7 protein-coding genes and 1 riboswitch are annotated in these 11,991 nt (G+C 66.5%); all 7 genes read right to left on the bottom strand.

Annotation, left to right across the window (positions count from 1 at the left end):
• Positions 1-64: 64 nt before the first annotated feature.
• Positions 65-238: riboswitch (FMN riboswitch) on the bottom strand.
• A 127-nt stretch (positions 239-365) separates the two neighbouring features.
• On the bottom strand, positions 366-5,885 hold the full coding sequence (locus tag Q0T48_RS05150) for a diguanylate cyclase (RefSeq protein ID WP_295953361.1): 5,520 nt from the start codon (positions 5,883-5,885) through the stop codon (positions 366-368).
• A gap of 132 nt (positions 5,886-6,017) precedes the next feature.
• On the bottom strand, positions 6,018-7,448 hold the full coding sequence (locus Q0T48_RS05145; protein WP_295953359.1) for an L-fuculose kinase: 1,431 nt from the start codon (positions 7,446-7,448) through the stop codon (positions 6,018-6,020).
• Between the two features lie 4 nt (positions 7,449-7,452).
• Positions 7,453-7,773 (bottom strand): L-rhamnose mutarotase, encoded by a 321-nt coding sequence (gene rhaM, locus Q0T48_RS05140; RefSeq protein ID WP_295953356.1) that lies wholly within the window; start codon positions 7,771-7,773, stop codon positions 7,453-7,455.
• Positions 7,770-8,732 (bottom strand): ABC transporter permease, encoded by a 963-nt coding sequence (locus Q0T48_RS05135; protein WP_295953353.1) that lies wholly within the window; start codon positions 8,730-8,732, stop codon positions 7,770-7,772. Before Q0T48_RS05135 ends, rhaM begins: the two co-directional genes overlap by 4 nt.
• Positions 8,729-9,721, bottom strand: a complete 993-nt coding sequence (locus Q0T48_RS05130; protein ID WP_295953350.1) for an ABC transporter permease — start codon at positions 9,719-9,721, stop codon at positions 8,729-8,731. The genes Q0T48_RS05135 and Q0T48_RS05130 overlap by 4 nt, the downstream gene beginning before the upstream one ends.
• Positions 9,718-11,262, bottom strand: coding sequence for a sugar ABC transporter ATP-binding protein (locus Q0T48_RS05125; RefSeq protein WP_295953347.1), 1,545 nt, complete (start codon positions 11,260-11,262; stop codon positions 9,718-9,720). Before Q0T48_RS05125 ends, Q0T48_RS05130 begins: the two co-directional genes overlap by 4 nt.
• A 227-nt stretch (positions 11,263-11,489) precedes the next feature.
• On the bottom strand, positions 11,490-11,991 hold a 502-nt coding region (locus Q0T48_RS05120), incomplete at its 5' end, for a substrate-binding domain-containing protein (protein ID WP_295953344.1).

Raw genomic sequence — 11,991 nt, 5'->3', positions numbered from 1 at the left:
AAAATGTTCCCAACCCAGGACGCACGCGCGCAGACACAGGCCGCCACAGACGGCTGTGCACATGGCGCGTTCTCTTGCATCCGGACTTTGAGGCTCGTGAAAACCCTGACCGTCGGCTTCGGAATCGCACCGAAATCTGCTGACCCTCTGGTTGGCTAAGCAACCAGAGGCGCTCGCGGGCTTGTGCATCGCTGCCATCACCGCCGGTGGGGAATTCCACCCCGCCCTGAGAACGCTGTTCTGCGCTGTCAAGCGCAGAGGCCTTGAGTGTAAGGGCAAGCAAAAACCCTATTTTTATAAGGAAAATAGGCCTCTAGCGTATGTTCTACCTACGCGAGTAGCTATAAAAAATATAGTATGACCTATCAGTAGCGCGACTGCACCGGTGCGCAGCTCACCCGGTTGCGGCCTGCATTTTTCGACAGGTACAGCCCGGCATCGGCGCGGGCCAGCAGGCTGTCCAGGGTGTCGTCGAGCAGCAGGGTGCTGATGCCGAAGCTGGCGGTAACGGCCACCGTGGCATTGCGGGGCGTGGCCAGGTACAGCGCGGCAATGGCGCTGCGCAGGCGTTCGGCCAGGGCGAAGGCGTTTTCGCTGTCGGTCTCGGGCATCAGGATGCCGAACTCTTCGCCACCGAGTCGCCCCACCAGGTCTTGCTGGCGTACCAGTGACCGGCAGGTGCGGGTCAGCACGCGCAGCACGCTGTCGCCCATGGCGTGGCCGTGGCGGTCGTTGATCTGCTTGAAGTGGTCTACGTCCAGCATCACCATCGACAGCGGGCGGCTGTGGCGGCGTGCGCGGGCCAACTCGGCCTCGGCGTGGCCCATGAAGTGGCTGCGGCTGGCCATGCCGGTCATGCTGTCGGTGGTGGCGATCTGGCGCAGCGCGTTTTCCATGCCCTTGCGCTCGTTGATGTCGATGATGGTGGACAGGGCGCAGGGCTGGCCGTCGTAAATGATGGGCACCATCGAGATCAGCGCCCAAATTTCACGCCCCTGGGCCACCACCAGGCACATCTCGTAGTCGCGCAGCACGCCCTCGCGGCGGTACTGCTCCAGCATCTGGTCGCGGTCGGCGGGGCTGCGGTACATGCTGCGCGGCTCGCGGCCCAGCAGAGCGGCAGCGGGCATGCCAGCCAGCTCGGCGGCCCGCTCGTTGGCGTAAACGAAGACATTGTCGGCCGTGCGCGTCACCGTCATGGGCAGCGGGGCGTTTTGCAGAATCGCCAGGGTGCGGCCCTCGCTCTCGCGCAACTCGCGGGTGCGGTCGGCCACACGCTGCTCCAGCGTGTCGGCCAGGCTGCGCAGCTCGGTTACCAGGCGGGCGTTGTCGATGGCGTTGACCACGTTGCCCGACAGCAGCTCCAAAAACACAATCCGCTCGGGCGAAAACGCTCCGCTGACGGCCTCGTTCTCCAGGTACAGCGCGCCCAGCACCCGACCCTGGCGCACCAGTGGCATGCACAGTACCGAGCGGGTGGTGCGTTCGCGGAAGTAGGGCAGACGCCGCCAAGCCGGGTCGTGGGCCGCGTCGTGCACCAGCACCGGGCTGGCGGTGCTGAGCACGGTGCGCAGCATCTCGCGCGGCAGGCGAGTGGCGGCTTCCTCCAGCGGCAGGCCTTCCATAACCTGGATGGCGGCGGCCGGTCCGTCGATGCCGCTGTCGGCCTGCACCACCCATTGGCCCTGGTCGCGCAGAACGATGCTGGCGCGGCTGGCCCCGGCGCTTTCGCGCAGTACGTGCACCAGACGGACCAGCAGCGTGTCCAGGGTGGTCTCGCCGGTCACCGCCTGCACGCTTTTCATCAGGGTGGACAGGTCCAGCGCGCTACCGGGCACGGCCACGACGGTGTCGGTTTCTGTGCCGGTGTCGGCATGCAGGGCGGCCAAAGGTACGTGGGGGACGGTCCGCGGCGTGGTGTGCTCTTCCAGTGCCATCGCGTCCACCAGCGCCCGGCTGCCCCAGCGTAAAAACAGGGCCCGGGCTTCGGCCCGCTCGGCGTTGGCCGCGGCGGCGTGCGGCGGCCCGGCCAGTACCAGTGCCTGGCTGCGGTAGCGGTGCACCAGGCCCTGCACCAGCAGGTTGTCGATGGCCTGCGCGGCCTGATGCGCGGCATCGAACTCGGCCAGCATGGGCGCTGCACCGGCGGTATGGGGCAACACACCGGCCAGCAGTATGCGGGCGCGCAGCAGGTGCTGCAAGGGCCGCACGTCGGCACAGGTTTGCGCCCACAGCGCCAGCCGGTCGAGTGCGGCGGTGCAGCGGGTGTGCAACTGGGCATCGGACGGACTACCCGCGGTTTGGTTGCGGTCCAGCGCGGCCATGGCGGTAAAAAACAGGCAAAACGGCACCATCACCATGCCGCGTCCGGCCGGGAACAGCAGCTGCGCTGCATCGCCTGCGGCCACAGCTGCGTCGGGCTGGCCCGCCAGCGTGTACAGCATGCAGCGCCAAGCCTGCAGGAACAGGGTGCCGGTCTGGTCGGCGCGGGCGGTGTAGGTCTGCTCCAGTTGCTGGGCAGAAAACGCCTTGGTTTCCATGGGCACATCGGCAAAACGGGGCTGGCGCAGCGTGTGGATGGCCGCGCGCAGCGCGCCCTGGTAGTCCTGCGCCACCGGCTGGCGGATGCGGCGCAGCGTGGTAGCGTGCAGCGCCAGCATGGTGTCCAGCTCGGCCAGCGGGGTGCCGGTTAAAAAGGCGTGGTAGTCGTGCACATACAGGGCCAGCCCGGCGTGGCGCAGACTGCCGTTTTCCAGGCCCTGCTGGTGTACCTCGCGCAGCGCAGGCAGGCCGCTGGCGATGCCCTCGGTCCAGTGCCGCAAAAAGGCGTTGAACGAAAAGCCCGCATGCGCCTGCACGTGCCGCCAGCCGTGGCGCTCGATCAGTGCCATCGACATGCGGCCCAACCGGGTGCCAAAGCGGTAGTCGCGCAGAAATTCGGCCACCATCAGTCCCATCACCGAGTAGGCCGACAGTGCCGCCGGGGCGTGGCCACGCGCCACCATCAGCCGTACCTGCATCACCGTCAGCAGCAGCAGCAGAGCCGGGCGGGCGATGTAGGCAGCAGCAGTCATTTTGGCGATCACGCTGAGCTGCTGCAGGCACAGCGGGTCGGTCATGGCCGGCTGGGCGGCCATGGTGTCTATGCCCAGGGTGTCGATTTCGGCGCGGGCGGCAGCTACCAGTTGCATGGCGGCGGCGGGCGTGGCGGCCACCGGCGGTGCAGTGCCCAGCAGGCGCAGCACGGACAGGCCCAGCTCCAGGGTTTCGTCCAACCGCCCGGAGGCGTAGAAGGATTCGATGCGTACGTCCAGCAGGCGGGCGTGGGCGCTGGGGTCGGCCACACAGGGCAGCGCCGTGTCGATCAGCGCATCCATGGCTGCCGCGTCGCCCTTCAGCGCGGCCATGCGGGCGGCGTGCACCTGCAAATCCAGCGCGGTGGCCGGGTCGTCTTGCCAATGCGTGGCTCCCCGCAGGGCGATGGCCTGGGCTGCATAGTCGGCGGCCAGATCGAAGGACGCGGCGGCACAAGCCCACTGGCTGGCCTGGGCATTGAAGTCGGCCAGCTGGCGGCGTTCGGCGGCACCGTCCATCAGGGCCTGGCCCTGGTTCAGGTGGTTGACCACGGCGAAGTCGGGCGGCTGGCCGGGTGCGCCATCGCGCAGCAAGCGGCCAATGCGCAGGTGCAGAGCCGGGCGCTCCGCCGGCGCAGCCAGCAGGTAGGCGGCTTCTTGCACCCGGTCATGCACAAAGGCCAGCTCGACCCGCAGGCCCTGGCTTTCATGCGCCTCCAGCATGGCCATCCATTGGTAGTGCGTGTCTTGGGGCACTAGCAGCCCGGCGGCCAGGGCCGGGGCCAGGGCCCGCAGCACGGTGTGGCTAGGGCGTTGGCAGGCGGTGCCCAGCGTATCGAGGGTGAAGCGACTGCCCAGGCAGGCGGCGGTGGTCAGCAGGCTGCCGGTATCGGGCGGCAGGCGGCGCAGTTGCTCCAGCATCAGGGCGACCACGTTGTCGGCAATATGTTCGCTGCGGATGCGCGGCTCCGACCAGCACCAGCGCGGCTGGCTGCGGTCCAGCCAGATGAGCTGGCGGCGGTGCAGGTCCTCCAGAAACCGGCCCAGAAAGAAGGGGTTGCCGCCGGTTTTTTCCAGGCACAGCTGGGCCAGTGTCTGCACCTGGGGCAGGGGCTGCTGCAGGGTGTCGGCCAGCAACTGGGCCACATCGTCGGCTTGCAGCGCGCCGACGCTCAGCGCCAGGCTGCGCCCGCCGTTGCTGGCCAGCGCGGTCAGGTCTTGCTGTAGCGGGTGGTCGGGCGGGACTTCGTCGGCGCGGTAGGCCGCGATCAGCAGGATGTGCTGCAGGCCTTCGTCCAGCGCCAGCTCGCGCAGCAGGCGGCGCGAGACGCGGTCGGCCCACTGTAGGTCGTCGATGAACACCACCAGCGGGGCATCGGCGCGGGCCAGCGCGGCAAAGCACTGCTGCATGCTGCGCAGAAAACGGTTTTCGGCCTCGGTGGGGCCGAGTTCTGCCACCGGCGGCAGGGCATCGCCCAGCAACACGCCCAGCTCGGGCAGGGCGGTACGGGCCATGGCGGCATTCGGGCCGAGCAGGCTGAGCAGCGCTTCGCGCCACACCGCCTGCTCATCGGGCGGCAGCGCCAGCACCTGGCGGGCGCGCTGCTCCAGTGCCTGCACAAAAGCCGCGCAGGGTGTGTGCTGCCCAAACTGGTTGAATTTGCCGCTGACCATGTGGCCACGGTGGCCGAGCAGGCTGCGCTGCACCTCGCCCACCAGCGCGGTTTTGCCGATGCCCGACACCCCGGCGATGGTGACCGTATGCGCCGGGCCGGTAGCGGCCGCCTCGAACACGTCCAGTATGCGGCGCACGCCATCGGCCCGGCCATACAGCCGACCCGACACCTGGAACCGCTCGGACAAATCACCCTGCGCCAGCACCAGCGCGTCCAGCGCCTGCGGGTTGTGCAGGTGCTGCAGGATGCGCTGCAGGTCACGGCGCAGCACCTGGTGGTTTTGGTAGCGGGCCTCGGGGTCTTTGGCCAGCAGCCGTGCCACCAGGCCCGATAGCACCGTCGGCGCGTCCGGGCGCAGGCTGTGCGCGGGCTGCGGAGTGCGCGCCAGGTGGGCGTGCACGGCCTGCACCGGGTCTTGGCCAGCACCAAACGGCGGGCTGCCGGTGAGCAGCTCAAACAGCGTGGCCCCCAGGGCGTAGAAGTCGGCCCGGTAGTCCAGGTCGCGGTGCATGCGGCCGGTTTGCTCAGGGGCGATGTAGGCCAGCGTGCCCTCCAGGTCGCGCAGGCTGGTGGCCTGGGGCCGCTCGACCGACATGTCGGCGGCGATGCCGAAATCGATCAGTTTGACGGTGCCGCGGGCCAGGTCAGCGATGATGTTGCTGGGCGCAATGTCCTTGTGCAGGATGTTGTGGCCGTGGATGGCCTCCAGCGCATCCACCACCGCGATAGCAATGCGCAAGGCATCGGCCAGCGGCAGCGGCCCGTGCTGCAGTTGGCTGCGCAGCGATACCGCGCCGTCGTCCGGCATGGCCAGAAACAGCACGCCGCCGTGGCTGTCCAGTGTGTCGGCGCTGACCACATGGGCGTGGCGCACGCGGCGCGACAGCTCGTATTCACGCCGAAACCGGGCCACGTCGCCCGGCCCCAGTTGGGCCCGGCGCAAGAACTTCACCACCACCGGCACCCCGTCTTGTAGGCAGCGCACCACCACCGAGCGCCGACCCTGGTACAGCAGTTCCTGCACGGTGTAGGCACCAAAACGGCTGCCCGGCACCGCAAAAGCGGGCGGCGGCCCCATGTCCTCTGGCCCGCCCGCTGTGGTAGCACCGATGAGCGAATGGGAGGGCAAGCGCAAAGCAGTCATTGGCTTGCATGATAGTGGTTAGTATTTGGCGAGCATGTCCGCTAGGGTATTTATTTTTTTAAAAGAAAAAGGCCGCTAGCGTAGGTTCTACGTACACAAGTAGCTATCAAAAATATAGTACCTCTATGCGGCCTCCGCCAAGCAACTGTCCAGCCACTGTGCGTGGTATTCCGGCAGCCCATCCAGCCGGTAGGCCGGTGCGGCCAGCAAATGCTGGGAAGCTGTGGGTTGCTCCCAGCGGCCCAGCATCCAGGCACCGCGGGCTGTGCCTTCCATGGCATCGATGCTGGCGTAGCAGGTGTGGCCGGGCAGCAGGGCTTGCAGCAGGCCTAGATAGAGGCGGTTGTGGGCTAGGGGGCCTTCAACGATGACGGTGGACGCTGTGGCGCTGGGGCGCAATTGCTGTACCAGCCACGCGGTGACTTGGGCGCAGTACAGGGCAGCCAGGGCCGAACGTTCGGCAGGGGCCAAGGCTTGCAAGGTGATGGACTGGCCGGCGCGCCGCACTTCACCGGTGCGGTGCATGAAGGGGCCACCTTGCGGGGCAAAGCTGGGCAGGGCGCTGGTGTGGCTGCGCAGCAGGGCTTGGGCATCTTCCAGCGTACCCAGGTCGGCAGGGGCATCTCCCAGCAAGGCGGAAAACTCTCGGCCACCCATGAAACGGGCGGTGGGTGTGGCTTGGCCGCGCACGTTGACGTTGCACAGCATGTCGCGTTGCGCGTCCAGCGTGCCCGTGGGTGCGTCGGGGGCCATTAGCACCGTCCAGGTGCCGGAGGACACCACGGTCAATTCGGCCGTGCTGGACAGGTAGCGGGCCAGGCAGGCGTTGCTGTCGTGCACGCCCACGTGGATCTCGCAGCTGCGCGGCAGGCCCAGGGCATCGGCCAGTGCCGGGCGCACGCAGCCCAGCACCTGCCAGGCCGGGGCCAGGGGGGCGAACTTGGCGGCCCAGCCCTGGGTTTTGGCCAGGGGCGAAAAATCTTGGCTGTCCGGTGCCCAGAGCTGGGTGTGGCAACCCAGGGACGATACTTCGCTGGCCGCCACGCCGCTGAGCCACCAAGCCCAGTATTGTGGGTAGGGCAGCAGGGTTTGGGTGCGCGCCCAGGCATCGGGATGGGTGTGCTGCAGCCAGTAGAGCTGGCGGGCGGCGTTCAGGCCCACCGGCAAATCGGGCGACAAGGTGATGCCGAAACTATCGCGCTGGCGCTGGTAGGCGTGGTGCAGTGCACTGGTCTGGTCGGCAAAGCTGTCGAACTCATAGTCCAGCGGCGGCCAGGCCAAACCATCTGCGGTGATGCCGACAAAGGCAGCGCCATGGGTGCTGGCAATGGCACGGGCGCAGCGTGGCGTGAGGGCCGATGCCGCCAGCGTGCTGCAGATCCAGTCGGTCAGGCCGCCAATGTCCAGCGCGCTGTAGCCCAGCGCCGTACCCACTGGCGCGTTTTTACGGCCATGCTGCTCCAGAACGCTGCCGTGGTCGTCTACCAGCAGCAGTTTGGCGTGGCTTTTGCCGATGTCGATGACAAGGGTCAAGTCCAAGGTTGTGTCCAACATGGCTTCAGTCCAGGTGGAACAGGCAGGGCAGAAGCTCTGCCGCCGGGCTGCCGTCGGGGTTGGTGCGCATCAGGTCGGCCATATGCGCCCACCAGCGCCGCATCACCGGGTGTTCCGGCAGGCTGTGCATGCTGTGGCTGGACTTGCGGCGCAGCACCGCGAACAAAGTGTGGTTCTCTTCATCAAGGTAGATGCTGTAGTCGCTGACCCCCGCCGACTTCAGCAGAGCCACCAGCTCGGGCCAGATCGCGTCGTGGCGCTTCTTGTACTCGGCCACGCAGCCGGGGTTCAGGAACATGCGAAAGGCGTATTTCTCGGTGCTCATGCGTGCACCATCCGGCGTTTGAACAGGCGTGGCAGCACCATGGACACGATCAGCAGCGCGCCGATCACCATCGACATCACGATGCCGGTCACGTTGGCCATGCCCATGGCAAAGGTGAACAGGCCCAGCAGCAAGACCGCCAGCATGGTGCCCACGATGCTGCCGCGCCCGCCCTCAATGGCCACGCCGCCCAGGATCACCATGGTGATGGCATCCAGCTCCCAGCCCATGGCGATGTTGGGGCGGGTGCTGCCGATGCGACCGGTCAGCAAAATGGCGGCCAGAGCAGCCATTAGTCCGGCAAAAACAAACAGTGCCAGCCGGTACCGGTCGGCCTCGATGCCCGAGAAGCGTGCCGCCACCGGATTCGCGCCAATGGCGTACAGCCTGCGGCCCAGCACGGTGCGGTGCAAGGTGATGCCCACCGCCACCGCGGCCAGCAGCAAGATGGCGAATTCGATGGGCAGGGTGAGCCAGCGCACGCCGATCACCTCGCCCACGTAGCTGTTGCCCAGGGTGGAGAACACCTCGGGGTAGCCCGAGATGGCCTTGTCGCCCAGCGCCACCATGGACAGGCCCCGGTACAGCGACAGCGTGCCGATGGTCACCACGATGGACGGCAGCTTGTAGCGCGTGACCAGCACGCCGTTGACCGCACCGGCCACACCGCCGGTGGCAAACGCCGCCAGCACCATGCCCAGCGGACCGGCCCCGGCCTGCATGGCGTAGCCCATGGCCAGCGAACTCAGGGCCAGGATGGCGGCAATCGACAAATCGATCTCGCCGGTGATGATCAGCAGGGCCAGGGCCAGCGCCAGAATGCCTTTTTCGCTGAAGTTGAAGGTACTGTCGGCCAGCGCGTCCACCGACATAAAGCCCGGCTGCGCCCAGCCAAAGCCCGCCAGCAACAGCACCAGCAGGGCCAGTAAAACCCGTTCCCATGTGTTCCAGGCCTTCATGCCGTGGCTCCTTTGAATGTGGTGTTTTCCAGAATCTGGCGGCCTGCACGGCGTTCAGAACGCGCATTGACTGCCACCGAGATCAAAATCACGGCCCCGGCAATCGCCTGCTGCCAAAACGGCGACACCTGGATCACCGGCAGAGCCCCGTTGACCACGCCAATGAACAGCACGCCCAGCGCTGCGCCCAATACCGAGCCCACGCCGCCGCCAATGCTCACCCCGCCAATCACGCAGGCGGCTACCACGGTCAGCTCGTAGCCCGCTGCCAGCTCGGTATAGGCAATGGAATAGCGCCCCACCCACAGCAGCCCGGCCAGCCCGGCCAACATGCCCGACAGGGTGTAGACCATCATCAGCCGCTTGCGGGCCGATATGCCCACGTACGCCGCAGCATGCGGGTTGCCGCCCAGGGCGTAAATCTCGCGGCCTTCGCGGCGCAGCTTCAAAAACACCGCCGCCAGCACCAGCACCACCAGGGAAAACCACACCAGCGCGGGCAAGCCCAGCCAGGTTTCGCGCGGCAGGCCCTTGATGGCGGGGTGGATGTCCTGGTCGGACACCCACGCGCCCTTGCTAGCCACAAAAATCGCGCCCCGGTAGGCCGACAGCGTGCCCAATGTCACCACGATGGGTGGCAGGTCAAAGCGGGTGATGAGCCAGCCGTTGACTGCGCCCAGCAACGCCCCCACGGCCAGCGCCACCAGCAGCAGCACCGGCACCGAGGCACCCGGCCAGGCCTTGCCCAGCAGCGCGCAGACCATGCCGGTGAGGGCCAGGTTGGAGGCTACCGACAGGTCGATGCCGCGGGTTAGCAGCACCATCATCTGGCCCATCACCAGGATGGCCAGAATGGCCGAGTCGTTGGCAATGTCCAGGCCGTTGCGCCAGGTCAAGAACACCGGAGCACGTGCGCCCACAGCCAGGGCGATGGCGGCGATGATGGCCAGCAGCAGCCACTCGCGGCGGATAGAAGTGAGATTTTTCATGCGGCAACCGCCTCTAGTTCAATTTGGACCGCCGCCGGGCAGGAGGCCGGTGCATGGGCCAGGCCCGAAGCGGCGGCCACGATCTGCTCGGCAAGAGCGTCGGCCCGGGCGAACTCGGCCACCTGCAGGCCCCGGCGCATGACGATGGTGCGGTGCGCCAGGTGCATCACCTCGGGCAGCTCGCTGGACACCAGAATCACCGCCAGGCCTTGCTCCACCATCTCGGCGATCAGCTGGTACACGGCCTGCTTGGCCCCTACGTCGATGCCCTTGGTGGGCTCGTCCAGGATCACGATGCGCGGGTCCAGTCCCAGCCATTTGGCGATCACCACCTTTTGCTGGTTGCCGCCCGACAGGCCGGACAGCAGGGTGTCGGGCGATGCGGTCTTGATGTGCAGGCGCTCGACCATGCGCTGGCACAGGGCCGACTCGCGCAGCTTCGACAGCCAGATGCCGCGTGAAAACCGCGCCAGGCCCGCCAGGCTGATGTTGTGCTCTACCGAAAAACTCAGGATGGCCCCCTGGCGCTGGCGCTCTTCGGGCACGTAGGCAATACCGGCGGCAATCGCGTCATCGGGGCGGCGGGCGTTGAGCTTTTGGCCGTTGACCACAAAGCTGCCGGTGGCGGCGGGGTTTAGCCCCATGATGGCCAGCATGGCCTCGCTACGCCCCGAGCCCACCAGGCCGTAAAAACCCAGAATCTCGCCACGCCGCAGTTCGAACGACAGGTTCTGGAATTCGGTGGGGTGCGATAGGTCTTTGACCGACATCACCACCTCGCCGGGGGTGGAGGCAATGTGCGGGTAGATCTGGTCGATGGCGCGTCCAGCCATCAGCTTGACCAGCTCTTGCTCGGTGGCATCGGCAATCGCGCCGCTGCCCACGGCGGTGCCGTCGCGCAGCACCACATAGCGGTCGGCCACGGCAAAAATCTCGTCGAATTTGTGGGTGATGAAGATCACGCCCACGCCTTGGTCGCGTAACTTGCGCACGATGCCGTAGAAGTCGCGGATTTCGGCCTGCGACAGGGCGGCGGTGGGTTCGTCCAGAATCACCACCGCGGCTTTTTGCGACAAGGCCCGGGCAATTTCTACCAGATGGCGCTCGGCCAAGCTCAGGTCTTTGACCAGGGTGGTGGCGTTAAAGCGGGCACCGATCTGCTCCAGTACGGCCTGGGCCTGTGTGTTCATGGCAGACCAGTGAATGAAGGGGCCGCGCATGATATGGCGGCCCACGTAGATGTTTTCGGCCACGCTGAGTTCTTCGAACATCACCGTTTCCTGGTGCACCGCCAGGATGCCCGCGGCCTGCGAAGCCTGGGCGTTGGCAAAGGTATGGGCCACGCCGCGCAGTGAGATCGTGCCCTCGTCCACCGGGATCACCCCGGTCAGCATCTTGACCAGGGTGGACTTGCCCGCGCCGTTTTCGCCCACCAGCGCCAGCACTTCCCCTGCGCGCAGCTCCAGGTCCACCCCGCGCAGCGCATGGGTGGCACCGTAGCGCTTGTGGACACCGCGCAGGCTCAACAATTGTTCAGACATTGAAAGAATCCAGCTTGTATAAAAAAGGGGCACCTACCCTGACAGAGATGCCCCAGAAAACTTGTTGGCTGACCAGCAACCGGTCAGCCAGAACGCAAGCCTTCGCGGAACACCGCAGAACTGGCTTTGCCAGGCTGCTGGTGTTGCCCCCTGCGTGTCGCATCGGTTTTGGCAAACCGATGCGAGGGGGGTTGGCGAAAGATGCGCAGCACTGCAGCCTGGGGGTGTTAGAAAAACTTGGCGAATTTCTCGACGTTGGTCGCGTCGTAGGTGAAGGGCTCGGACATCGCTGCTTCGCCATTTGCATCCAGCGTGACGGTGCCCACACGGCCCAGCGACACCTTGTCGCCCGCCTTGCCGGTGACCTTGCCCGAGATGAACTGGCTGGCCGCGTAGATCGACGAGTAGCCCAGGTCGATGGGGTTCCAGATGGCAAAGGACTTGACCGCGCCGCTCTTCACATGGCCGGCCATTTCAGATGGCAAACCCAGGCCGGTCACGAAGATGGTGCCGACCTTCTTTTCATCCTGCACGGCCTTGGCCGCAGCTGCTACGCCCACGGTGGTGGGGGCGATGATGGCCTTCAGGTTGGGGTAGCTCTTGAACAGGCCTTGGGCTTCGCGGTAGCTCTTGTCGGTCTGGTCGTCACCGTAGACCACGCTGACCAGCTTCAGACCCTGGTAGGCGGGCTGGGCCAGCACTTTCTTGGCTTCTTCGATCCAGATGTTC

Source organism: Rhodoferax sp., from assembly GCF_025354435.1.
Lineage (GTDB): Bacteria > Pseudomonadota > Gammaproteobacteria > Burkholderiales > Burkholderiaceae_C > Rhodoferax_B.
The sequence above is the reverse complement of the archived record's forward strand: the minus strand, read 5'-3'. Positions and strand labels throughout refer to the sequence as shown.

Excerpts from the sequence above, each read along its gene's own strand:
- rhaM (WP_295953356.1), bottom strand. The coding sequence starts at position 7,773 with ATGAGCACCGAGAAATACGCCTTTCGCATGTTCCTGAACCCCGGCTGC.
- Q0T48_RS05130 (WP_295953350.1), bottom strand. The coding sequence starts at position 9,721 with ATGAAAAATCTCACTTCTATCCGCCGCGAGTGGCTGCTGCTGGCCATC.
- Q0T48_RS05145 (WP_295953359.1), bottom strand. The coding sequence starts at position 7,448 with ATGTTGGACACAACCTTGGACTTGACCCTTGTCATCGACATCGGCAAA.
- Q0T48_RS05135 (WP_295953353.1), bottom strand. The coding sequence starts at position 8,732 with ATGAAGGCCTGGAACACATGGGAACGGGTTTTACTGGCCCTGCTGGTG.
- Q0T48_RS05125 (WP_295953347.1), bottom strand. The coding sequence starts at position 11,262 with ATGTCTGAACAATTGTTGAGCCTGCGCGGTGTCCACAAGCGCTACGGT.